Here is a 22,372-nt window from a genome sequence, read left to right on the forward strand (position 1 = left end):
CCCATCCCGCCACCGCCGAGGCCTCGCCCGTCCAACGCCCGGGCCGCGTCGGCACCCGAGGCCCCGACCGACCCGAGCGACCCGCCCGGCCGCGCACCGTCACACCGGTCCGCCAGCCCCGCGGACCGAGGCCCCACCCGTCCAACGCCCGGGCCGCGTCGGCACCCGAGGCCCCGACCGACCCGAGCGACCCGCCCGGCCGCGCACCGTCACACCGGTCCGCCGGCCCCGCGTACCTTCCGCGCCGTTCCCCGCCCCCGGCGCCCCACCGGTTCCGGTCCGCACAGCGCCCCCAGCGCGGCCGCCGCCGGCGCCAGCAGCGCCCACCGGTCGTGGGCGGCGGGCCAGCGCGGGTCGTCGGGCTGCACGAACAGTGCCCAGTCCGCCGGTGCGAGCAGGGGCACGAGGACGGCCGTGAGCAGCAGGGACGCCGCGACGAACGGCCCCGGACGCGCCTCGTCCGTCAGCCGTACCGCCATGGCCGCACCGGCGAGCGCCAGTGCGCCCACCGCCGCCGCCTCCAGGGTGACGTCGCCGACCGGGGGCCGGGACGCCGAGGGGACGAGGAGCAGCGCGGCCGTCCACCACAGTGCGGCGAACGGTGCGGCCAGGGCCACCCGCAGCGCCTGCCGGACGGGCCGTGGGGTGGGGACGGGTGCGGTGAGGTGGCGGGCCGGGTCGTCCAGCAGGAAGGCCAGGCCGACCGCGCCGATCAGGGCGACGCCCCGCAACAGCAACAGGGTCTGCCAGGGGGCCGGTGCGGCGCCGGTGACGACCGGGGTGGCGGCGGCCAGCAGGCCGACGGTTCCCGCCGCCGCCAGTGCCCGCCACGGCAGCGTGCGCCACAGCGGGGCGACCAGGTCCGCCGTCACTCCGCGCACGAGTCCGCCTTCTCCGGCCCGGCCACGCCCAGCAGTTCGGCGGCCCGGGCGGTCGTGACGCCCGGCGCGGTGAGTTCCGCCCAGTGCGCCTTCACCCGTGCCCCGGTCCCGGCGGACGGCTTCTCCAGCAGGCGCCGTACGACGTCCGTCTGGCCCTCGGTCATGGACAGCGGGTCGGTGGGCGACAGGACGATCGCCGACCCCGTCACGCTGTCGTCGAGGCGGACCCGACGCAGGGCGTTCACCGGATCGTCCTGCCAGCTCAGGGAGAGCCACATGACGGTGACCATCCGGCCGTCGCAGATCTCGCTGCCGGCCGCCTCCGTGCCCGCGACGAGGACGGCGGCGACGGCACTGGAGAACTCGGGGACCCGGTTGCCGCCCCAGGCGGTGCCCACGGTCACCTGGTGGGCGTCGGTCAGCGCGGGGATCGCGGTGTCGGCCTCCAGCCCGTACCGGGCGTCGATCCGCTGCCGTACGACCAGCGGCCGCTCGTGCGCCGAGCCGCCGGCCAGGGACTGGACCCGGTCCACGACCCCGGCCCAGGTGCCGGTGCGGGGCCCCCACTCGGGAAAGGCGCAGTACGTCGACCGGCCGTGCTCGGCGCAGCGCAGCGCGGGGCGCAGCGAGGCGCGCTCGCGGGCCGCCGTCAGCTCCGGCGACGGCGTCGCGCCCCCGGCCTGGAGGACCCCGCCCGTCACCGCCAGCGCGAGGCTCAGGACGAGGCCCGCCCGGGCGGCCGGGCTGCGCCCACCGGCGACGGCCACCGCGAGAAGGGCGACGCACAGGGCCGCGCCCGCCAGGTACAGGGCGTGCCAGGCGGCGGGCCGCCCCAGCAGGTCGGAGGGCAGGGCATCGGGGCCGGCCTGGGAGACGACCGGGGCCAGCCAGGACCGGCCGCCCGCGTCGCCCGGCGCGGTACCGAGGACCAGCGCGAGCAGCAGTACGACCACCAGCAGCGGCGCGGCGAGTGCCGACCGCGCCAGCCGGCCCAGCAGCACCCCGAACGCCCCGAACGCCAGCACCGTCAGCGGCCCCACGGCCAGCTCGGCCGGCGAACCGTGCCCGACGGCGCCCGGCTTGAGCGCCTCCCAGGTGAACTGACCGGTCACGCACGCGGCGGTGAGCAGGGCGGCCGGTACGACGGACAGCGCGTGGGCGGCCGTACGGCGCCAGGGCTGGAGCACCAGCACGGAGAAGTGGTGCTCGGTGCCGTGCCGCTCGGAGCGCACGACCGCGTGGTGGGCGTACAGCAGGACGGCGAGACCGACGAGCATCGGCATGGACTGGGTGGCGCGGTCGGCGTCCTGGAGGGCCGGATTGCCGTCCCAGGAGTCGCGGGTGCGCCAGACGATCCACGCGACGTACGCCACGAAGGCGATGACGACGGGGACGCTCAGCAGCAGCCTGCGGGCCTCGAACCGGGCCAGGGCGAGCACGGCCCGCGCACCCGCGCCGTGGGCCCCCGCCCGCACGGGCACGGGTGCCTGCTTCAGTACGGCGCTCACGCGGCCACCTCCGTGCCGCTCGTGCCGGCGCCGTCGAGGACGAGCAGGTAGCCGTCCTCCAGGGTGGGTTCCGCCGGCTCCGCTCCGGGGGGCGGGTCGCCCACGTTCCGGAAGGAGCCGGTCCCGGTGCGCCACCCGGCCCTGGCGCCCGGGTCCTTCTCCGTACTGCTCCACACCCGCCCGGCGGCGCGCGCGGTCAGCTCGGCCGGGGTCCCGTCGAACCGCACCGTCCCGGCCGCCATGACGATCACCCGGTGGCAGAGCATCGCCACGTCCTCGGTCTGGTGGGTGGACAGCAGCACGGTCCGTCCTTCCCCCGCCCCGGCGACCAGCTCCCTGAACCGCATCCGCTGCTCGGGGTCGAGACCGACGGTCGGCTCGTCGAGCACCAGGAACCCCGGGTCGCCGACCAGCGCGGCGGCGAGCGCGACCCGCTGCCGCATGCCCCCGGACAGCTTCTTGATCCGGCGCCCGCGCACGTCCCCCAGGCCGACCTCCTCCAGCACCCGCCGGACCTCGCGATGCCGCTCCCGGCGGTCGGCCAGCTCCTTGAGGATCGCCACGTAGTCGACGAACTCGAAGGCGGTGAAGTCCGGATGGAATCCGGGCGCCTGCGGCAGGTATCCGAGCCGCCGCCGTACCTCCTGCCGTCCGCGCGCGGTCCCCGGGTCGTGCCCGAGCACGGAGAAGGCGCCCCGGTCGGCGGGCACGGCGGTGGCGAGCACGCGCAGCAGCGTGGTCTTCCCCGCGCCGTTGGGCCCGAGCAGCCCGGTGACACCCGGGGTCAGCCGCAGCGACACGTCGTCGAGGGCGCGGGTGCGTCCGTAGTGGAGGCTGAGCCCGGAGGCGGAGACAGTGGGGGTCATACGGCACTCCCGTACGTGAAAGGGGTTTCAGGAAGGAGGGGGGAGGGACTCACGCGACGCCGCGCGCGGAGACGTCGAATCGGTCGCGGAACAGGAACAGCAGCCCGGCGCCCAGCACGGCGACGAGCCCGGACACGCCCTGCCCTGCCGCGGTGAACGGCGCCAGCGCGCCGTCCCCCGGCGCGCGCGCCGCGTCCGCGGCCAGCAGCACGGCCGCCCAGACGCCCGCGAGTACGGACGGCGCGATCACCGGACCCAGCCGGGGCGTCAGCGCGAGCCCGGTCGCGGTGAGGCCGAGCCCGGGCAGCAGCCAGGCCAGGGCGGCCGGCCCGTACCCGGGCATCGCGAGGCCGGCCAGGCCGCCCGCCCCGAGCGCCACGACGAGCACCGCGACGGTCCGGATCATCAGCAGCCGGAAGCCGTGCATCGGCGCGACGACGGCCATCTCGTACGCGGGGTCCAGTGCGGGCCCGTAGGCGAGCGCCACCGAGGCCAGCGGCAGCAGTGGGGCGAAGGCGAGGAAGAGGGCGGGCCTGCCCGCGGCGCCGGCCGAGTAGGCCACGAGGCAGCTCACGAGCAGCACGGCGGCGACCGCGCCGAACCAGGAACGGCGCAGTACGGGGGCGGCCGCGAGCAGTCGCGCGGTGCCGTCGTCGACGCCGCACCGCACCAGCAGTCCCTCGATCCGGCCCGGCCGGGGCGCGTCAAGCTCGGCGTCGAGCCGTTCCCAGCCCGCGTCCAGCGCGGCCGCGTCGCTCACCTCGGCGAGCACGCCCCGGCACGTCGCGCAGGCGCTCAGATGGGCGTCGGCGGACCAGAGCACGGGGGCCGCCAGCCCGCCCCGGGCGTAGGCCCGCAGGTCGTCCTCGTCCACGTGCCAGGTGTCCCGGCGACGGCTGTCCTCGGTAGTCATGCCAGCGCCTCCCGCAGCTGCCGGCGGGCGCGCATCGCCCGCGTCTTGACCGTGCCCGGCGGGATGCCGAGCAGGACGGCCGCCTCGCGGGTGGTCAGCCCGTCGACGACCGTGGCCTGGAGCACCGCGCGAAGCTCCGGCGAGAGCCGTACGAGCGCGCCGGCGAGGTCGCCGTGCTCGACCCCGGCGAGCACCCGCTCCTCCGCCGAGACCTCGTCCCGGTGCCGCAACCGTGCCAGCGCCTGCCGCAGCCGCCCGCGCGCGCCGTCGCCGCGCAGCACGTCGATCAGCCGCCGCGAGCCGATCCGCCACAGCCAGCCGGCCACGTCGCCCTCCTCCCGGTAACGGGCGCTGCCCCGCCAGACGGCGAGGAACGTCTCCTGTACGACGTCGTCGACCACGGCGGCGTCGGCGCAGCGGCCGCGCATGCGGGCGGTCAGCCAGGGCGCGTACCGGCGGTACAGCTCCTCGAAGGCACGCCGGTCGGCCTCGGCCGCGACGGCCCGCAGCAGCTCCCCGTCGCTTCTCGTTTCGCTCACGTCTCCTCATCGCACGAGCCCGGCCGACCGGTTCACACGGTCTCAGGGACTGTGCGGGGGAGTCTTCGGAGGCCCGCCGCTATCCCACACGTCATGTCCCCGTAACCATCGATTCAGACAGCCTTGCGAGGCTCACCGAATGAAGCCGACCGAGCCGGAGCATTCCGTGCCCTCCGACGCGCCTGTCTCGCGCGCGGCGCGGAAGAATGGGTTCATGAGGCAGTCGAACACGCAGGCAGAGGTCCAGCACACGCAGCTCTCCGTGGGCTCCATCGCCGCGCACCGCCCGCACACCGTGGCCGCCACGGTCTCCGACCTGGAGCCCGACATCGACGCCGACCTCGACGCGTACGAGGAGTCGGAGGAGTCCCAGGCCGGCGGCCCGCGGCTCCCGCAGGGCCGCTTCCTGGACCGCGAGCGCAGCTGGCTCGCGTTCAACGAGCGTGTGCTCGAACTCGCCGAGGACCCGAACACGCCCCTTCTGGAGCGGGCCAACTTCCTCGCGATCTTCGCCAGCAACCTGGACGAGTTCTTCATGGTCCGCGTCGCCGGCCTCAAGCGCCGCATCGCGACCGGCGTCGCCACCCGCTCCGCCTCCGGCCTGCAGCCCCGCGAGGTGCTGGACATGATCTGGGCCCGCTCGCGCGAGCTGATGGCCCGCCACGCCGCCTGCTTCCACGAGGACGTCGCCCCGGCCCTCGCCGACGAGGGCATCCACCTGGTCCGCTGGAACGAACTGACCGAGAAGGAACAGGCCCGCCTGTTCACCCTCTTCCGGCACCAGATCTTCCCCGTCCTCACCCCGCTCGCGGTCGACCCGGCCCACCCCTTCCCGTACATCTCGGGCCTGTCCCTCAACCTCGCGGTCGTCGTCCGCAACCCGGTCACCGGCCACCGGCACTTCGCCCGCGTCAAGGTCCCGCCGCTGCTCTCCCGCTTCCTGGAGGCGTCCCCGGGCCGCTACGTCCCCATCGAGGACGTCATCGCCGCCCACCTGGAGGAGCTGTTCCCGGGCATGGAGGTCCTGGAACACCACACCTTCCGCCTCACCCGCAACGAGGACCTGGAGGTGGAGGAGGACGACACGGAGAACCTCCTCCAGGCCCTGGAGAAGGAACTCATGCGGCGGCGCCTGGGTCCGCCGGTCCGCCTGGAGGTCGAGGAATCGGTCGACCGCGAGGTTCTGGACCTGCTGGTGCGCGAGCTGAAGATCGGTGAGGCGGAGGTCTACCCGCTCCCCGGCCCGCTGGACCTCACCGGCCTCTTCCGCGTCCACAGCATCGACCGGCCCGAGCTGAAGTACCCGAAGTTCGTCGCCGGCACCAACCGCGACCTCGCCGAGGTGGAGTCCGCGTCCGCGCCGGACATCTTCGCCGCCCTCCGCAGCAAGGACGTCCTGCTCCACCACCCGTACGACTCCTTCTCCACCTCCGTGCAGGCGTTCCTGGAGCAGGCGGCCACCGACCCGGACGTCCTCGCGATCAAGCAGACGCTGTACCGGACGTCCGGCGACTCCCCGATAGTCGACGCGCTCATCGAGGCGGCCGAGTCCGGCAAGCAGGTCCTGGTCCTGGTCGAGATCAAGGCCCGCTTCGACGAGTCCGCCAACATCAAGTGGGCCCGCAAGCTGGAGGAGGCCGGCTGCCACGTCGTGTACGGCCTGGTGGGCCTGAAGACCCACTGCAAGCTGTCCCTCGTCGTACGGCAGGAGGGCGAGACGCTGCGCCGCTACAGCCACGTCGGCACCGGCAACTACCACCCGAAGACGGCCCGCCTCTACGAGGACCTGGGCCTGCTCACCTCGGACCCGCAGGTCGGCGCGGACCTGTCCGACCTGTTCAACCGCCTCTCCGGCTACTCCCGGCGCGAGACCTACCGCCGGCTGCTCGTCGCGCCCAAGTCGCTGCGCGACGGCCTGGTCTCCCGTGTCCACAAGGAGATCCAGCACCACCGGGCCGGGCGCCCCGCCTACATCCGCATCAAGGTCAACTCGATGGTCGACGAGGCCGTGATCGACGCCTGCTACCGCGCGTCCCAGGCCGGTGTGCCGGTCGACGTGTGGGTGCGCGGCATCTGCGCGCTGCGCCCGGGGGTGACGGGCCTGTCGGAGAACATCCGGGTCCGCTCCGTCCTCGGCCGCTTCCTCGAACACTCCCGCGTCTTCGCCTTCGGCAACGGGGGTGAGCCCGAGGTGTGGTTCGGCAGCGCCGACATGATGCACCGCAACCTCGACCGCCGGATAGAGGCCCTGGTCCGGGTCACCGACCCGGCCCACCGGGCGGCCCTGAACCGGCTTCTGGAGAACGGCATGTCCGACGGCACCGCCTCCTGGCACCTCGGCCCGGACGGCGAGTGGACCCGGCACGCGACCGACGCGGACGGCCAGTCCCTGCGCAACGTCCAGGAGATGCTCATAGACGCCCGGAGGCGCCGGCGTGGCACAGCGACACCTTGACCCGACGGACCCCACGGCGACCGCCGGACCGCCGGAACCCGCGAGCGTGAAAGCGAACAGGGACCCACGCAGGAACCCGGACCCGCACGCCGAGCGGGGCCCCGCCCCCGGCACGGAGCCGCACGCCGACCGAGACCCGGCGCCCGGCGCAGACGCGGCCCCCGGCGCGGGCCCGTCCACCGACGCGGGCCCGCCCCCCGGCACCATCCCGGCTACCGGCACCGTCCCGGCCCCCGGCACGCACCCAACCCCCGACACCCTCCCGGCACCCGACACAAGCCCGACCACCAGCACGCACCCAACCCCCGACACCCTCCCGGCACCCGGCACGAACCCGCCCCCCGGCACCGTCCCGACCCACGGCGCGGACACCGACGCACTCGCGGGCTATCTGCGCGCCCAGGCCACGGAGTTCCTGCGCGCCCTGCGCCGGCACCGGGAAGCGGGGGTGGGCACGGGACCGGGAGCGGGGGCGCACGGCACGTCCGGGCCGGGGCGGGTCGCCCCGGACGCGGGCGCCCCGGACGCGGCCCTGGCCCTGCGCCGCGCGGCCCGCCGCATCAGCGGCACCCTGCACACCTTCCAGCCGCTGCTGGACGCCGACTGGGCGGAGGGCATGCGGCCCGAGCTGGCCTGGCTGTCCGGCACGCTGGCGATGGAGCACGCGTACGCGTCCCGTCTGGAACGCCTGCTCCAGGCCCTGCACCGGCTGTCCGGGGCGTCGGCGTTCCCGGCCCCGCGCCAGGCGGGCCGGCCGGCCGCCGCCACCGTGCCGGCCACGGAGTCCGCCGCCCGCCCGGCGCCCCCTGACCGCGTCAACCTCACGGTGGGCGCGGCCAGGGCGGGCGCGCTGCTCGACCGCCGGCTGACCCTGGCCCGCACCCGGGCGCACTCCACGGCCCTGCAGGCACTGGGCAGCAGCCGCTTCCACGCCGTCGCGGACAAGGTGGCCTTACTGGCCAGCGAGGTCCCGCTGCGCCGCAACGGCCGCACGGGCCGCGGCGCCGCCCCCGATGCCGCCCCTCACGACCTGCGCCCGCTGGCGGCCGCCGCGCAGGAGCGCCTCACCGACGCCGTGGCCGCCCTTCCCCTGGTCACCGCGGGCAGCCCGTACAACGCCCAGGCGCTCGTCCACGGCCTGTCCCCGGACCCGGCCCCGCACCCCCAGGACGCCCCGTGGCACCAGGTCCGCCTGCTGCTGCGCCTGCACCGCTACGCCCTCGAAGCGCTGGCCGGAGGGGACGCCGGAAACGCCGAGGACTCGGCGGACGTACGCCTCCCGGCCGCCGGCGAGGCCCTCGACCGTCACCGCGACGCCTCCGAGGCCGCCGCGGCCGCGGCCCAGGCCGCCCGCACGCCGCGCATCGCCCCGGCGACGGCGTACGCGCTCGGCGTCCTCCACGCCGACCAGCGGCACGAGGTGGAGGCGGCGCGGTACGCGTTCCAGCACAGCTGGCGCAAGGAGCCGATCAGGCTGCCGTAGCCAGTGCCGGCAGAGGCGGCCTGAGGCGGCCTGAGGCGGCCTGAGGCGGCCTGAGGCGTGAGCGCACCGTGGGCCCCGTCGACGGCACCACCGTCGTCCGCCCGGCCGGCTGTGTCCTGTGGGCGCCGCGCCGCGCCCCTGCAACCGTGTCCATGTCCGCCGGCCTGGAGCCGTGGCTCGCGCACCGCCCGAAGTGCGGCGGCTGGTCGCGTCCGAAGGGCAAGCCCGAGCCCGGCGAGGGCCCGCTCGCGGGCGCGCTGCGCGAGGTCGCGCAGGAGACGGGGTACGCCGTCGTGCCCGGCACCGAGCTGCCCGCCGTGCGCCACCCGGCGCACGGCCGCCCCGGGGAGGCCCGCTACTGGGCGGCGGCGGCCCGCACCGGCACGTCCACCCCGTCCGGCGAGGTCGGCTCGCCTCGTACGGCCGGCTCGTGAGGCGGCCCGCGCCCGCCTCACGCAGCCCCGGCGCCGGGCCCTCGTCGACGCGCTGCCCGCGACGCACCCGCCAGGAAAGCCCGGAACCGGTCCGTGTCCTTGACGTAAGCGTTCCGTGACCTCACCGCACCGTCCTCAGGGGTTCACCCCGCGTTCATTCACGCCCTTCGGCGCCTTCATCTCATCTGCCTAATTTCGGCCTTACCGATACGGAGCGCATCCCGAAAGCGCACGACGACGCGCCCGTGTCGCCCACTACTGCTCGTCCTCAACGCCACTCCTCGCACGCCGCCGAATTCAGGACGGCGGCTCCTGGAAGGAACTCCCTCAAGTGAAGCTTCAGCGCATGAACCGGCGGGCCCTCGCTCTCGGTGCTCTCGCCGTCTCCGGCGCCCTGGCCCTCACGGCGTGCGGCTCCGACGACACCGGCGGCAACAGCGGCGGCGACTCCAGCTCCGCCGCCGCCAACAGCGACATCAAGTGCGACGACGCCAAGGGTCAGCTCCAGGCCTCCGGCTCCTCCGCACAGAAGAACGCGATCGACGCCTGGGTCAAGCAGTACGTCGCGGCCTGCAAGGGCGTGCAGATCAACTACAACCCGACCGGCTCGGGCGCGGGCATCACGGCGTTCACGCAGGGCCAGACCGCGTTCGCCGGTTCGGACTCCGCGCTGAAGCCCGAGGAGATCGAGGCGTCGAAGAAGGTCTGCACCGACGGCCAGGCCATCGACCTGCCGATGGTCGGCGGACCGATCGCGGTCGGCTTCAACGTCCCCGGCGTCGACACCCTCGTCCTGGACGCCCCGACGCTCGCCAAGATCTTCAACAGCGAGATCAGCAACTGGAACGACGAGGCGATCAAGAAGCTCAACCCCGACGCCAAGCTGCCCGACCTGAAGGTGCAGGCCTTCCACCGCTCGGACGAGTCCGGCACCACGGACAACTTCACCAAGTACCTGAAGGCCGCCGCGCCCGACGACTGGAAGTACGAGGGCGGCAAGTCCTGGGAGGCCGAGGGCGGCCAGTCCGCGCAGGGCTCCTCCGGCCTGGCCGGACAGGTGAAGCAGACGTCCGGCGCCATCTCGTACTTCGAGCTGTCCTACGCCAAGGACGGCATCAAGACCGTCGACGTCAAGACCGCGGCCGCCGAGCCGGTCAAGGCCACCGTCGAGAACGCCACCGCCGCCATCGGCGCGGCCAAGGTCGTCGGCGCCGGCAAGGACCTCGCCCTGGAGCTGGACTACACCCCGGACGCCGACGGCGCCTACCCGCTCGTCCTGGTGACGTACGAGATCGCCTGCGACAAGGGCAACAAGGCTGACACCCTGCCCGCCACCAAGTCCTTCCTGAACTACATGGCCTCGGAGGACGGCCAGGGCCTGCTGGCCGACGCCGGCTACGCCCCGATGCCCGCCGAGATCATCACCAAGGTCCGCGAGACCATCTCGGGCCTGAGCTGACCCGAGTGCGGTCCGGTCCCCGCGCGGGGGCCGGACCGCACCGTCCGGTGCACCGCCGCCAGGAGCCCCCGCCGTCCGCGGTGGCTCCGCCCGAGCCGTCGCCCACGACGGCTCCGCAGACCGGAGAACCCGATGGACATCACCACTGACCCCCAGAAGCCCGCACCAGCCCCTGTGCCCCACCAGCCCCCCGGGACCAAGGACGAGCGCGCCACCCGCGGCGTCGGCCGCCCCGGCGACCGGATATTCGTCGGGCTCTCCCGCGGGTCCGGCATCCTCGTGCTGGTCATCATGGCCGCCATCGCGGCCTTCCTCACCTACCGCGCCTGGCTCGCCATCAGCGAGGACGAGGCGAACTTCTTCACCAGCTTCGAGTGGAACCCGACCGGCCTCCCGCCGGAGTTCGGCATCGCGGTCCTGGCCTACGGCACCGTCGTGTCGTCGGTCATCGCCATGGCCATCGCGGTCCCGGTCTCGGTCGGCATCGCGCTCTTCATCACGCACTACGCGCCGCGCAGGCTGGGCGGTCCGATCGGTTACGTGATCGACCTGCTCGCCGCCGTACCCTCGATCGTCTACGGCCTGTGGGGCGCACTCGTCCTCGTGCCGCACCTGGACGGGCTCTACGGCTGGCTGGACGACTACCTCGGCTGGACCGGGATCCTCGAGTGGCACGGCGGCGCGGGCCGCTCGCTGTTCACCGTGGGCATCCTGCTCGCGATCATGATCCTGCCGATCATCACCAACGTCAGCCGCGAGGTCTTCCGGCAGGTTCCGCGCATGCACGAGGAGGCCGCCCTGGCCCTCGGCGCCACGCGCTGGGAGGTCATCCGGATCTCGGTGATCCCGTTCGGCCGCTCCGGCGTCATCTCCGCCTCGATGCTCGGCCTCGGGCGCGCGCTCGGCGAGACGATGGCCGTGGCCATGGTGCTCTCCCCGACCTTCGACATCAGCCCCAGCCTGCTCGACCCGGGCGGCGGCACCTTCGCCCAGAACATCGCCAGCAAGTTCAACGAGGCCACCCCGATGGGCCGCGACGCGCTGATCGCCTCCGGCCTCGTCCTGTTCGTCATCACCCTGCTGGTCAACGGCGCGGCCCGGCTCATCATCGCCCGCCGCAAGGAGTACTCGGGGGCCAACGCATGAGCCACGCAACCCTTACCACCGAGAACCGCAGCTCCCTGCGCGCCGCCATCCTGCCCAAGTGGTTCCCCTGGGCGGTCGCGGCCGGCTCGGTCGTCCTCGGCCTCGGCATCAGCGCCGCCGCCGGGCTGCACAGCAGCATCCAGTGGGCCCTGATCGCCGCGGTCCTCTTCGTCGCCGGCTCGTACGGCATCTCGGCGCGCGTCGAGGGCGGGCGGCAGGCCAGGGACCGGGTGGCGACCAGCATGGTGTGGGTCGCGTTCCTGATGGCGCTGATCCCGCTGCTCTCCCTGATCTGGGCGACCGTCAAGCAGGGCGTGAAGGTCCTCGACGGCTACTTCCTCAGCCACTCGATGGGCGTGGTCGCCGACAGCGAGCCCGGCGGCGGCATCTACCACGCCATCCTCGGCACCCTGGAACAGGTCGGCCTCGCCACCCTGTTCTCCGTGCCGATCGGCGTGCTCACCGCGATCTACCTGGTCGAGTACGGACGCGGCCGGCTCGCCAAGGCCGTCACCTTCTTCGTCGACGTCATGACGGGCATCCCGTCGATCGTCGCGGGCCTGTTCGTGCTCAGCCTGTGGGTCCTGATCCTGGACATGGGCCCGTCCGGCGTCGCCGGGTCGTTCGCCCTGTGCATCCTGATGATCCCGGTCGTCGTCCGGTCCACCGAGGAGATGCTCAAGCTCGTCCCGAACGAGTTGCGCGAGGCGTCCCTGGCCCTGGGCGTGCCGAAGTGGCGCACGATCCTGAAGGTGGTCCTGCCGACCTCGATCGGCGGCATCGTCACCGGCGTCATGCTGGCCGTCGCCCGCATCACCGGCGAGACGGCCCCCGTACTGCTGCTGGTCTGGGGCACCGACTTCATCAACGCGAACCCGTTCCAGGGTCCGCAGGAGTCGCTGCCGATGTACATCTACCTGCAGTACGGCGCGGGCTCCGACGCGGCCTACGACCGTGCCTGGGCCGCGGCCCTGACGCTCATCGCGTTCATCATGATCCTCAACCTTGCGGCCCGCGGCATCGCGCGCTGGAAGGCCCCGAAGACCGGTCGCTGACGCGGCCAGGGCGACCACAGTCAGCGACCCGAAAGAAGCAGTGATCATCATGGCCAAGCGCATAGACGTCAGCGGCCTCAACGCCTACTACGGCTCCTTCCTCGCCATCGAGGACATCTCGATGACCGTCGAACCCCGCTCCGTGACGGCCTTCATCGGCCCCTCCGGCTGCGGCAAGTCCACCTTCCTGCGCACGCTCAACCGGATGCACGAGGTCACGCCGGGCGGCCGTGTCGACGGCAAGGTCATGCTGGACGACGAGAACCTCTACGGCACCGGCATCGACCCGGTGGCCGTGCGCCGCGAGGTCGGCATGGTCTTCCAGCGTCCGAACCCGTTCCCGACGATGTCGGTCTACGACAACGTGGCGGCGGGCCTGCGCCTGAACGGCAAGTACAAGAAGTCCCGGCTGGACGACGTCGTCGAGAAGTCCCTCAGGGGCGCCAACCTCTGGAACGAGGTCAAGGACCGCCTGAACAAGCCGGGCTCCGGCCTCTCCGGCGGCCAGCAGCAGCGCCTGTGCATCGCGCGGGCGATCGCGGTCGAGCCGAACGTCCTGCTGATGGACGAGCCCTGCTCCGCCCTGGACCCGATCTCCACCCTGGCGATCGAGGACCTGATCGGCGAGCTGAAGGAGCGCTTCACGATCGTCATCGTGACGCACAACATGCAGCAGGCGGCGCGCGTCTCCGACCGCACGGCGTTCTTCAACCTGGCGGCGGTGGGCCGGCCCGGCAAGCTGATCGAGATCGACGAGACGGAGCGCATCTTCTCCAACCCGTCGGTACAGGCCACGGAGGACTACATCTCCGGCCGCTTCGGCTAGACCGCCCCGCCCCTCCGATCCCCTCGCGGTGCTGCATGGCGGTGCCACCGCGAGGAGCACAAGGGCCCGCCCCCGGTCAGGGGGCGGGCCCTTCGCCGTACCGGTGAGGCGCTGCTACAGGAACGCCAGGTTCACGATCCAGAACGACACCGCGGCCACCACGGCGGCCGCCGGCATCGTGATGAACCACCCCATGATGATGTTCTTGGCGACCCCCCACCGCACGGCGTTCACCCGCTTCGTCGCACCCACACCCATGATCGCCGAGGTGATCACATGCGTCGTGGAGATCGGTGCGTGGAACAGGAACGCCGACCCGAACATGATCGAGGCCCCCGTCGTCTCCGCGGCGAACCCCTGGGGCGGGTCCAGCTCGATGATCTTCCGCCCCAGCGTCCGCATGATCCGCCAGCCGCCCGCGTACGTGCCGAGCGACAGCATCAGGGCGCAGGAGAGCTTCACCCACACCGGGATGGGGTCGCCGTAGTCCTCGACATCGGCGATGACCAGGGCCATCACCACGATGCCCATCGTCTTCTGCGCGTCCTGCAGACCGTGGCCCAGCGCCATGCCCGCCGCCGACACCGTCTGCGCGATACGGAAGCCGCGCTTCGCCTTGTGCGGATTGGCGCGCCGGAAGATCCACATGATCGCGGTCATCACCAGATAGCCGGCGATCAGCCCGACCACCGGCGACACGAACATGGGAATGACGATCTTGTCGACGACCCCGTGCCAGTACACGGTCGTGCTCCCGGCCAGTGCCGCGCCCACCATGCCGCCGAACAAGGCGTGCGAGGAGGAGGACGGCAGCCCGAAGTACCAGGTGATGAGGTTCCAGACGATGGCGCCCACGAGCGCCGCGAAGAGGATCCCCATCCCCTTCGAACCCTCGGGGGTCTGGATCACCCCCTCGCTGACGGTCTTGGCGACCCCGGATCCCATGAACGCGCCGGCCAGGTTCATGACCGCGGCCATGGCGAGCGCCGCCCGGGGCGTCAGCGCGCGCGTCGACACGGAGGTGGCGATCGCGTTGGCCGAGTCGTGGAAACCGTTGGTGTACGTGAAGAAGAGCGCGACCCCGATGGTCACGACCAGAGCAAAGGTGTCCATGAAGAGGTCAGGACTCCTTGACCGCGATGGTCTCCACCGTGTTCGCCACGTGCTCGAAGGCGTCGGCCGCCTCTTCCAGGACGTCCACGATCTGCTTCAGCTTCAGCACCTCGATGGCTTCGTAGGAGCCGTTGAAGAGGTGGGCGAGCAGCTTGCGGTGGACCTGGTCGGCCTGGTTCTCCAGCCGGTTGACCTCGATCCAGTACTCGGTGAGGTTGTCCATGGTGCGCAGGTTCGGCATCGCCTCGGCGGTCAGCTCGGCGGCCCGTGCCAGCACCTCGATCTGCTGGTCGACGCCCTTGGGCAGTTCCTCGACGTTGTAGAGGACGACCAGGTCGACGGCCTCCTCCATGAAGTCCATGATGTCGTCGAGGGACGAGGCGAGGTTGTAGATGTCCTCGCGGTCGAAGGGCGTGATGAACGAGGAGTTCAGCTGGTGGAAGATCGCGTGCGTGGCGTCGTCACCCGCGTGTTCGGCGGCCCGCATACGCTCTGCGATCTCGGCCCGGGCGGATGCGTCCGCCCCGAGCAGTTCCATCAGGAGCTTGGAGCCCGTGACGATGTTGTCCGCGGAGGCGGCGAACATGTCGTAGAAGCTCGTCTCCCTGGGGGTCAGACGAAAGCGCACGTGGGTTCCTCGGGGTGCATCGGTTTCGGTCAGGCTGATGCTAGGTGCATCATCCGGCCACTGCTAACGGGCCGTCCCCCAGTGTCGCCCATCGGGGACGGTGATGAGCAGGGGGGCGACACCGGGTGCTCGGCCAGGGGCCCCATACCCGGGAAAGTTCGTTACCATATACCCACCAGGGGTATATCCGGCATATACCCCTGATCCCCGGGATCCGCCACTTCCACCGTTTCCGCCGATATCACCGTTTCCGCCGATACGAACGAATCCAACCGAATCCACCGAATCCACCAGGAGGACGCGATGACGACCACCGAGGCCGGCGCAGGTGCGCCCTCCCCCGCCGCGGAGCCGGTGGACCGGGCGGACACGGACGGCACGGACGGCACGGACATCGTGACCGACCACGACCGCGGCGTGCACGGCTACCACAAACAGAAGGACGAGCACCTCAAGCGCCTGCGCCGGATCGAGGGCCAGATCCGCGGCCTGCAGCGGATGGTCGACGAGGACGTCTACTGCATCGACATACTCACCCAGGTCTCCGCCTCCACGAAGGCCCTGCAGTCCTTCGCGCTGCAGCTCCTCGAGGAGCACCTGCGCCACTGCGTCGCCGACGCGGCCGTCAAGGGCGGCACCGAGATCGACGCGAAGGTGGAGGAGGCGACGAAGGCCATCGGCCGCCTACTGCGCACGTGAACGCTCCTCGGCCACGCGCAGCACCTCGTCGATGCTCTCCAGGCTGAGCCGCTCCCGGGCGGCCGACGCCGCGATGATCAGGTCGCCGCACAGCTCGATCTCGGCGAGGGCCACGTGGTCCTGAACCGCCGTACCGCTGCCCGGAGCCACACGCGTCACCTCGTCTCTGCCGTCACCGACTTCCTAGAGTAGGGAGCGGCTACACACCGCGCATGGCACGGAAGGGCTAGTTCTTGCCGTCCGCCGCCTCACCCGGCCCCGCGGCGATCTTCCCGGCGTAGATGTCCCGGTCCTCGGGCAACCGTACGTCGACGGGGGCACCGAAGTCGTACAGCAGTGTCGTCGAGGCGACGGCCACGGTGCCCTCGTCCCGCCCGTTGGAGAAGCTGAAGCGGTGCCGGACCTTGCGGATACGGCCCTCGTCGTCGAGGTAGACGTCGAACGGCACCTCGGCGGTGGCGAACCCCTCGGCCGCCGCGGCCAGCGCCTTCTTGTTGCCGCCCGAGGCGTCCCGCGCCGCCCGGGCGAGGTCGGCGGTCCCCCGGTAGTGCCGCACCGCGGTCCCGGCCAGCTCCGTGCGCTCCACGAACTCGGCCGTCCGCGTGCCCCGCAGCACCTCGGCGGCGGCGAACGGGTCCGTCGCCCCGCCGGTCACCAGGTTCCCGTCGGACAGCGAGTCGGTCTCCACCCGCACCCACTTGTCGTCGGGGACACCGGCGCCCCGGTTCTTCATGAACAGGGCCCCCGGCGCGAGCAGCTCGGTGATCGGCCGGTGCTCGCTCGACCCCGCCGGGTCCTGCGGCAGCCGCACCGTCAGCTGCCCGAGCCGCTCCACGAAGTCGTACACGCCCTCGCCCCGGATGGTCACCCGCGTCCCGCCGCTGGCCATCTCCATCGCGGTGCGCGCCTTGGCACTACGGGCGGCCACCAGCCGGTCGGCGGCCCGGTGCACCACGGCGACCGGGTCACCGCCGTCCGCGCTCCGGACCGAGGCCACCTGTCCGGAACACCCGGCCCCGGCCAGACAGACGCAGACCACACCGCCGGCGGCGGCGAGACCGCCGCCCGCCCTCCAACCCCGCAGCTCCCACTCCCGCCGGACCATCGCCACCTGCTATCCCAAGCCGTCTCGCCCGTTCCGGACCCCCTGCCGTCCCGGTTAACGAGGGGCAGGCGACCCCGGTAACGTTGCGGGCGTGGCGCAGCAGGACGGTCTCGAAGCCCCCGGGGACGCCCCGGAGCACCTCACGACAACGGTCGAACAAGGCCCCTTCTGCCTGGCCCGCTGCACCTGCGGCTGGCGAGGCCCGGCCCGCAGGGCCAGAAGCCAGGCCCGCACAGACGCGAAGTCCCACGCCCCCGCGTGACACGGGGACGCGGCACGCCCGGCCACACGGGGACGCGGCACGCCCGGCCACCAAGAACGCGGCCCACACGGGGACGCGGCTGACCCGGCCACACGAGGGCGCGGCACGCCCGGCCACGCAAGAACGCAGCCCACCCGGCCACACGAGGACGCGGCACGCCCGGCCACACGAGGACGCGGCACGCCCGGCCACGCAAGAACGCGGCCCACCCGGCCACACGAGGACGCACGGGGAGCCCCGCCGCCGCTGCGGGGCCGCCCGACGCACCACCGCTGCGGATCGCCCCGGCCCACCGCCGCTGCGGGCAGCGTGCCTCCCCCGGTGCCTGAACGGCCTGGGAGGCCCCCCGGCACGGCACCGGTGGGCGACGGGGCCCCCGGCCGAGCGAAGCCGGGAGTGGGGAGGCGCCCCGCGAAACGCCGGGCCGCGCGCCCACCCCGCCCCGCCCCACGCCGGGCGCCCATGCACCCGCCCGGAGCACCCGGGGAACCCCGGCCCCCACACCTCCGTCTCCACTCAAGCCCCCCCACGGGACACAGACGCGGAGGCGACATGCACCGGCGCACATTCCTCGGCGGCACCACAGCCGCCGCCCTGACGGCGACCACAGCCGCCTGCACGGGCAGACACCCGACCACCGGCACCGAAACCAAGGGAACCGACGCCGGCAAGAACCCCGCACCCTCCACCGGCACCCCTACGGACACCCCCACCCGCACCGCCACCCGCACCCCCGCCCCCGCCCCCGCCCCCGCCACCTGGACCGCCCTGGCCGCATCCCTGGACGGCCAGCTGGTCCGCCCCGGCGACCACGCCTGGAAAACGGCCCACCAGCTCTACAACACCCGCTTCGACACCCTCAAACCCACCGCCGTCGCCTACGCCGCCCATCCCGACGACATCCGCACCGCCCTCTCCTACGCCCGCGCCCACCACATCCCCGTGGCGATCCGCAACGGCGGCCACTCCTACGCCGGATGGTCCTCAGGCGACGGCCGCCTGATCATCGACGTCTCGAAACTCAACCGGGTCCGGGCGTCCTCCGGCGAGGCAGTCGTCGGCGCCGGCGCCAAACTGATCGACGTCTACCGCGCCCTCGCCGCGAAGGGCGTGACCATCCCGGCCGGCTCCTGCCCCACCGTCGGCGTCTCCGGCCTCACCCTCGGCGGCGGCCACGGCGTCGTCTCCCGCGCCTACGGGCTGACCTGCGACAGCCTCACCCAGGCCACCCTGATCACGGCGGACGGCAGGGAACTCACCGCCAACACCACCGACCACAAGGACCTGTTCTGGGCCCTGCGCGGCGCGGGCAACGCCACCTTCGGCATCGTCACGGAGTTCCACTTCCGCACCCACCCCGCGCCGCGGGCGGTGTCGGGGTACCTGAGCTGGCCCTGGCGCAAGGCCCCCGCGGTCGTCCGTGCCTGGCAGGAGTGGGGTCCGGGTCAGCCCGACGAGATCTGGTCGTCCCTCCACCTCGCCGCCGCCCCCGGCCGCGCCCCCACCGTCTCGGTCGCCGCCTTCTCCCTCGGCGGCTACGGCGAACTCCAGAACGCCGTCGACCGTCTCGCCGACCGCATCGGCTCGCCCGCGAGCAACGTCTCCCTCAAGCGCCGTACGTACGAGGAGTCGATGGAGATGTACGCGGGCTGCTCGTCCTTCTCCACCGACGCCCGCTGCCACCTTCCGGGCTCCGCCCCCGGTCACTCACCGCAGGGGGCGCTCGGCCGGGAGACGTACGCGGCCCGCTCGGACTTCTTCGACCGCCCGCTCCCGCCGGCCGGCGTCAAGGCCCTGCTCGCCCGGCTCACTTCGGTGCGCGGCGGCGCCGGCAGCATCGCGTTCACCGCGCTCGGCGGAGCGGTGAACCGCGTCCCGCCGACGGCCACCGCGTTCGTGCACCGGCGCTCCCGGACGCTGGCGCAGTACATCGCGTCGTGGCGTCCGGGCACGAACGGCAGGGCGGCCCGGTCCTGGCTGGATTCGGCCCACGGCGCGATGCGCCCGTACGCCTCGGGCGCCGCCTACCAGAACTACACGGACCCGACCCTGACGGACTGGCGGAGGGCCTACTACGGAGACGCGGCCCCGCGACTGGAGCGTCTGAAGCACCAGTACGACCCGGACCGCGTCTTCACCGGCCCACAGACGCTGTAGGCACCGTCAGCAACCCTGCTCCGCCTGAGACCCGACCTTCGCCTGTCTCCATGCCTACGCGGCGAGATCCCGCTGCCCCGCCGCCTCGGCACTCTCCTTGCCGGCCCCCGGCGTCACGGCATCGCGCCCGGCGGCACTCTCGCGCCCCCGCGCGCTGACCAGCCACCCCACCCGGGGCGAGCGCTCGACGGCCCGGGTCAGCGGCGTCAGCAGGGCCATGGCGACCGGCGACAGCAGCAGGGCGACCGCCGTGCCGAGGGCGAACCCGCCCACGACGTCCGTCGGATAGTGCACGCCCATGTAGACCCGGGCGAAGCCGCCGAACAGCGCCAGCACGATCGCGGCGATCCCGAACCTCCGGTGGGCGACGAACAGGCCCACGGCCAGGGCCATGCAGAGCGTGGCGTGGTCACTCACGAAGGAGAAGTCGTCCTTCCCGTCGACGAGCACTTCGAGCCCCTGGTGCGACTTGAAGGGCCGGGGCCGCTCCACGAAACCCCGTATCGGCACGTTGACCAGTACCGCCACCCCTGCCGCGAGCGGCGCCCACACCAGAGCCGCCACGTTCGAGGCCGCGTCCTCGCCGCCCCGCCGCCGCACACCCCACCAGCACCACAGCACCAGCAGCACGATGGCGAACAGCAGTCCGTACTCACCCACGAACTCCATGACCCGGTCGAACCAGTGCGGTGCCTCCTTGGCCAGGCCGTTGATGTCGTAGAGCAGCTCGACGTCGGGGTTCGACCCGGATGCGGCGAGTCCAGCCATGGTGCTGCGGCCCCTTCGTCATGTCCTCCGGCGCACCGAACGCACGCCTCTTCTGCCACCCCCGTGGTCACCTACACGTCAACAGGAACGCACGGCCCCCGTTGATACGTTCCACACTCCACTGAATGATCACGCAGACGTTATCGAAGAGAGACACGTCGCCGCAGCTCAGGGCAGGGTTTCACGCTGGGTTCAAACCCTCCCATTCACACCGTGGTGGGCAGCGCTTTCGCGCCATCCTCGGTCACCCGGGTGGCTCCGAAGTAGTCGGGGGTGTCGATCGGGTCGAACCGGATCACGGCACCCGTCCGCGGCGCGTCGATCATGTATCCGCCACCCACGTAGATCCCCACATGCCGGATGGACCGTGAGTTGGTGAGGTCGTCGGAGAAGAACACCAGGTCCCCGGGCAGCAACTCCTCCCGTCCGGGATGCGCTCCCGCGTTGTACTGATCGTTCGCCACCCGGGGCAGCTTGATCCCCACACTCTCGTACGCCGCCTTGGTCAGCCCCGAACAGTCGAACCGCCCTCCCTGGTCGGCCGTTCCGTTCCCACCCCACAGATAGGGCGTCCCGAGCTTCTTCTGCGCGTAGGCGATGGCGCCGGCGGCCTGCTCGGTCGGATCGACCCGGGTGGTGGGCGCGGCGAAGCTCTTCTCCAGCGTCGTGATCACCTTGACGTAGTTCCGCGTCTCCTTGTACGGCGGCACGCCCTGGTACTTGATGACCGCGTAGGCCCCCGCGTTGTAGGAGGCCAGCATGTTCTCGGTCGGGTTCCCGGGCACGTCCTTCACGTACGAGGCGAGGGAGCAGTCGTACGACGCCGCCGACGGGATGGCGTCGTCGGGGTCCCACACGTCCCGGTCGCCGTCACCGTCCCCGTCCACACCGTGGGTGGCCCACGTCCCCGGGATGAACTGCGCTATGCCCTGCGCCGCCGCCGCGCTCCGCGCCTTCGGGTTGAACCCGCTCTCCTGGTACAGCTGGGCGGCGAGCAGCGCCGGATTGATGGCGGGGCAGAGGTTGCCCCACTTCTGCACCAGCGGCTGGTACGCGGCGGGCACGGTCCCCATGGCAAGCTTCTTGGCCCCGCCGCCCGCCCCTCCTGCCAGGTTCCCTGCGATGACGTAGACACCCACGACGAGCAGCATCACGAAGCCCATCCCGACGGCACCCGCGGCACCGGCACCGATCCACATCTTGCGCATGCTCCAACCCTCCCCCATGAGCGAGCCGTTCAGTGACGTTTCCCGGCCATGTCGGCCCCGCGCCGAACCGCGCGCGGATGGCTGCCGGTGCCGAACCCGCCGAGACCAGGGCGGCCACCCGACCGGCGGCCGCCCAGGTCGCCTTCGCCCGCGAGCGTGACGCCGCCGCCCCGTCCGCGTCCAGGGCTCCGACGCCCGGAACCGTCATCACGACGGGTCGTCAGAAGCGGGGGGGCCTCAGCGCTCCAGTGAAGGCGGGCGAATCCGGCCACCGCACAGAAGGGCCCAACGACGCAACCACGCGACAGGTTGCGCTCCAGCGTCATTGCCCGGCGTAACCTCTCGTGATACACAGAGTGACCATACGACTCTTTGCACACCGGCCCGCACCACCCCGCCAGCGTCCGGCGCGGACCGGTGGCAAGCTGTTCGCACGAAACCTGCCAATCAATGACGCCAAGTCGACATGCGACTGCGCCATTGTCGGCGACAATGAGGTCTGACCTCTGCACGTCCGCAGAGGGCGCGGAACTACCCGACAGGGGCGGTGGCTTACATGCTCTTTGCGGCTGACGAGGGAGACATCAACACCATCATCGGGGGGATCGCTCCTGACTGGGGCCCCTTCGGCAGCCTGGGCAACGAGGCCAAGGTGATGGTCGAGGTGGTGATGGCCGTCGCCATTCTGCTCTGCCTCGGCATCGCCATCTGGGGCGCCGCCAAGCAGCGCATCGGGGCCACGGCACTGCGCGACACCTTCAGCGCGGAGCAGGGCAAGGGCCTGATCATCGCCGGGCTGACGGGCGTGTTCATCATCGGCTCACTCGGCACGCTCTTCACCATCGTGTACGGGATGGCCGTGTAGCC

The 22,372-nt window shown here is 72.5% G+C and carries 22 protein-coding genes; 11 read left to right on the plus strand and 11 right to left on the minus strand.

The features are described from left to right. Positions 1-209: 209 nt before the first annotated feature. Genes ACGFYH_RS11110 through ACGFYH_RS11130 form a run of 5 tightly spaced genes read right to left on the minus strand, consistent with a single transcriptional unit; the run spans position 210 to position 4,707 of the window. Complete coding sequence (locus ACGFYH_RS11110) at positions 210-881, minus strand: ABC transporter (RefSeq protein ID WP_393802837.1); 672 nt, start codon at positions 879-881, stop codon at positions 210-212. After that, the gene (locus ACGFYH_RS11115; protein WP_393802838.1) at positions 869-2,389 is read right to left on the minus strand and encodes an ABC transporter permease; all 1,521 of its coding nucleotides are present in this window, start codon (positions 2,387-2,389) and stop codon (positions 869-871) included. The genes ACGFYH_RS11110 and ACGFYH_RS11115 overlap by 13 nt, the downstream gene beginning before the upstream one ends. Next, positions 2,386-3,255: an ABC transporter ATP-binding protein gene (locus tag ACGFYH_RS11120; protein ID WP_393802839.1), complete on the minus strand. Its 870-nt coding sequence runs from the start codon at positions 3,253-3,255 to the stop codon at positions 2,386-2,388. The genes ACGFYH_RS11115 and ACGFYH_RS11120 overlap by 4 nt, the downstream gene beginning before the upstream one ends. A 49-nt stretch (positions 3,256-3,304) precedes the next feature. After that, the gene (locus ACGFYH_RS11125) at positions 3,305-4,168 is read right to left on the minus strand and encodes a zf-HC2 domain-containing protein (RefSeq protein ID WP_393802840.1); all 864 of its coding nucleotides are present in this window, start codon (positions 4,166-4,168) and stop codon (positions 3,305-3,307) included. Next, on the minus strand, positions 4,165-4,707 hold the full coding sequence (locus ACGFYH_RS11130) for an RNA polymerase sigma factor (protein ID WP_393802841.1): 543 nt from the start codon (positions 4,705-4,707) through the stop codon (positions 4,165-4,167). Before ACGFYH_RS11130 ends, ACGFYH_RS11125 begins: the two co-directional genes overlap by 4 nt. Before the next feature lie 214 nt (positions 4,708-4,921). Between ACGFYH_RS11130 and ACGFYH_RS11135 the strand changes: the two genes are divergently transcribed. From ACGFYH_RS11135 to pstB, 7 genes are all read left to right on the plus strand, one after another. Continuing rightward, positions 4,922-7,162 carry an RNA degradosome polyphosphate kinase gene (locus tag ACGFYH_RS11135; RefSeq protein WP_393802842.1) on the plus strand — a complete coding sequence of 747 codons (2,241 nt, stop codon included), beginning with the start codon at positions 4,922-4,924 and terminating at the stop codon, positions 7,160-7,162. Positions 7,163-7,553: 391 nt separating this feature from the next. Beyond that, on the plus strand, positions 7,554-8,645 hold the full coding sequence (locus ACGFYH_RS11140; RefSeq protein WP_393802876.1) for a CHAD domain-containing protein: 1,092 nt from the start codon (positions 7,554-7,556) through the stop codon (positions 8,643-8,645). 68 nt (positions 8,646-8,713) lie between these two features. Further along, the gene (locus ACGFYH_RS11145; protein ID WP_393802843.1) at positions 8,714-9,079 is read left to right on the plus strand and encodes an NUDIX domain-containing protein; all 366 of its coding nucleotides are present in this window, start codon (positions 8,714-8,716) and stop codon (positions 9,077-9,079) included. 331 nt (positions 9,080-9,410) lie between these two features. Then, positions 9,411-10,538 (plus strand): phosphate ABC transporter substrate-binding protein PstS, encoded by a 1,128-nt coding sequence (gene pstS / locus ACGFYH_RS11150; RefSeq protein ID WP_393802844.1) that lies wholly within the window; start codon positions 9,411-9,413, stop codon positions 10,536-10,538. A gap of 132 nt (positions 10,539-10,670) precedes the next feature. After that, positions 10,671-11,684: a phosphate ABC transporter permease subunit PstC gene (pstC, locus tag ACGFYH_RS11155; RefSeq protein ID WP_393802845.1), complete on the plus strand. Its 1,014-nt coding sequence runs from the start codon at positions 10,671-10,673 to the stop codon at positions 11,682-11,684. Further along, positions 11,681-12,739 carry a phosphate ABC transporter permease PstA gene (gene pstA, locus ACGFYH_RS11160; RefSeq protein WP_393802846.1) on the plus strand — a complete coding sequence of 353 codons (1,059 nt, stop codon included), beginning with the start codon at positions 11,681-11,683 and terminating at the stop codon, positions 12,737-12,739. The genes pstC and pstA overlap by 4 nt, the downstream gene beginning before the upstream one ends. Before the next feature lie 49 nt (positions 12,740-12,788). Then, complete coding sequence (gene pstB, locus ACGFYH_RS11165; RefSeq protein ID WP_393802847.1) at positions 12,789-13,565, plus strand: phosphate ABC transporter ATP-binding protein PstB; 777 nt, start codon at positions 12,789-12,791, stop codon at positions 13,563-13,565. Between the two features lie 114 nt (positions 13,566-13,679). On the opposite strand, the gene pitH is transcribed toward pstB, so the two are convergent. Both pitH and ACGFYH_RS11175 read right to left on the minus strand, forming a co-directional pair. Further along, positions 13,680-14,678 (minus strand): low-affinity phosphate transporter PitH, encoded by a 999-nt coding sequence (gene pitH, locus ACGFYH_RS11170; protein ID WP_393802848.1) that lies wholly within the window; start codon positions 14,676-14,678, stop codon positions 13,680-13,682. A gap of 7 nt (positions 14,679-14,685) precedes the next feature. After that, complete coding sequence (locus ACGFYH_RS11175; protein ID WP_007451048.1) at positions 14,686-15,306, minus strand: DUF47 domain-containing protein; 621 nt, start codon at positions 15,304-15,306, stop codon at positions 14,686-14,688. A gap of 303 nt (positions 15,307-15,609) precedes the next feature. On the opposite strand from ACGFYH_RS11175, the gene ACGFYH_RS11180 reads away from it, so the two are divergent. Next, positions 15,610-16,005 carry a metal-sensitive transcriptional regulator gene (locus tag ACGFYH_RS11180; protein WP_393802849.1) on the plus strand — a complete coding sequence of 132 codons (396 nt, stop codon included), beginning with the start codon at positions 15,610-15,612 and terminating at the stop codon, positions 16,003-16,005. Here ACGFYH_RS11180 and ACGFYH_RS11185 read toward each other — a convergent pair. Both ACGFYH_RS11185 and ACGFYH_RS11190 read right to left on the minus strand, forming a co-directional pair. Then, positions 15,991-16,155, minus strand: coding sequence for a hypothetical protein (locus ACGFYH_RS11185; RefSeq protein WP_393802877.1), 165 nt, complete (start codon positions 16,153-16,155; stop codon positions 15,991-15,993). The two genes, ACGFYH_RS11180 and ACGFYH_RS11185, sit on opposite strands and share 15 nt — an antisense overlap. 76 nt (positions 16,156-16,231) lie before the next feature. Beyond that, positions 16,232-17,110 carry a hypothetical protein gene (locus tag ACGFYH_RS11190; protein WP_393802850.1) on the minus strand — a complete coding sequence of 293 codons (879 nt, stop codon included), beginning with the start codon at positions 17,108-17,110 and terminating at the stop codon, positions 16,232-16,234. A 91-nt stretch (positions 17,111-17,201) separates the two neighbouring features. Here ACGFYH_RS11190 and ACGFYH_RS11195 point away from each other — a divergent pair, with 91 nt between their 5' ends. After that, positions 17,202-17,372, plus strand: a complete 171-nt coding sequence (locus ACGFYH_RS11195; protein WP_393802851.1) for a hypothetical protein — start codon at positions 17,202-17,204, stop codon at positions 17,370-17,372. 552 nt (positions 17,373-17,924) lie between these two features. After that, positions 17,925-19,529, plus strand: a complete 1,605-nt coding sequence (locus tag ACGFYH_RS11200; protein WP_393802852.1) for an FAD-binding oxidoreductase — start codon at positions 17,925-17,927, stop codon at positions 19,527-19,529. 54 nt (positions 19,530-19,583) lie between these two features. Here ACGFYH_RS11200 and ACGFYH_RS11205 read toward each other — a convergent pair whose 3' ends face one another. Further along, positions 19,584-20,297, minus strand: coding sequence for a phosphatase PAP2 family protein (locus ACGFYH_RS11205; protein ID WP_393802853.1), 714 nt, complete (start codon positions 20,295-20,297; stop codon positions 19,584-19,586). Positions 20,298-20,503: 206 nt separating this feature from the next. Next, positions 20,504-21,523, minus strand: a complete 1,020-nt coding sequence (locus tag ACGFYH_RS11210) for an NlpC/P60 family protein (protein WP_393802854.1) — start codon at positions 21,521-21,523, stop codon at positions 20,504-20,506. A 538-nt stretch (positions 21,524-22,061) separates the two neighbouring features. Here ACGFYH_RS11210 and ACGFYH_RS11215 point away from each other — a divergent pair. Then, complete coding sequence (locus ACGFYH_RS11215) at positions 22,062-22,370, plus strand: hypothetical protein (protein WP_393802855.1); 309 nt, start codon at positions 22,062-22,064, stop codon at positions 22,368-22,370. Positions 22,371-22,372: the final 2 nt, after the last annotated feature.

The sequence above is a fragment of the Streptomyces sp. NPDC048392 genome (assembly GCF_043200575.1).
In the GTDB taxonomy this organism is placed as follows: Bacteria; Actinomycetota; Actinomycetes; order Streptomycetales; family Streptomycetaceae; genus Streptomyces.

What these genes read in the sequence shown, in the direction of transcription:
- ACGFYH_RS11120 (WP_393802839.1), bottom strand. Translation starts at nt 3,255, where the DNA reads ATGACCCCCACTGTCTCCGCCTCCGGGCTCAGCCTCCACTACGGACGC.
- ACGFYH_RS11125 (WP_393802840.1), bottom strand. Translation starts at nt 4,168, where the DNA reads ATGACTACCGAGGACAGCCGTCGCCGGGACACCTGGCACGTGGACGAG.
- ACGFYH_RS11135 (WP_393802842.1), top strand. Translation starts at nt 4,922, where the DNA reads ATGAGGCAGTCGAACACGCAGGCAGAGGTCCAGCACACGCAGCTCTCC.
- pstC (WP_393802845.1), top strand. Translation starts at nt 10,671, where the DNA reads ATGGACATCACCACTGACCCCCAGAAGCCCGCACCAGCCCCTGTGCCC.
- pstA (WP_393802846.1), top strand. Translation starts at nt 11,681, where the DNA reads ATGAGCCACGCAACCCTTACCACCGAGAACCGCAGCTCCCTGCGCGCC.
- pstB (WP_393802847.1), top strand. Translation starts at nt 12,789, where the DNA reads ATGGCCAAGCGCATAGACGTCAGCGGCCTCAACGCCTACTACGGCTCC.
- pitH (WP_393802848.1), bottom strand. Translation starts at nt 14,678, where the DNA reads ATGGACACCTTTGCTCTGGTCGTGACCATCGGGGTCGCGCTCTTCTTC.
- ACGFYH_RS11180 (WP_393802849.1), top strand. Translation starts at nt 15,610, where the DNA reads ATGACGACCACCGAGGCCGGCGCAGGTGCGCCCTCCCCCGCCGCGGAG.
- ACGFYH_RS11190 (WP_393802850.1), bottom strand. Translation starts at nt 17,110, where the DNA reads ATGGTCCGGCGGGAGTGGGAGCTGCGGGGTTGGAGGGCGGGCGGCGGT.
- ACGFYH_RS11200 (WP_393802852.1), top strand. Translation starts at nt 17,925, where the DNA reads ATGCACCGGCGCACATTCCTCGGCGGCACCACAGCCGCCGCCCTGACG.
- ACGFYH_RS11205 (WP_393802853.1), bottom strand. Translation starts at nt 20,297, where the DNA reads ATGGCTGGACTCGCCGCATCCGGGTCGAACCCCGACGTCGAGCTGCTC.
- ACGFYH_RS11210 (WP_393802854.1), bottom strand. Translation starts at nt 21,523, where the DNA reads ATGGGGGAGGGTTGGAGCATGCGCAAGATGTGGATCGGTGCCGGTGCC.
- ACGFYH_RS11215 (WP_393802855.1), top strand. Translation starts at nt 22,062, where the DNA reads ATGCTCTTTGCGGCTGACGAGGGAGACATCAACACCATCATCGGGGGG.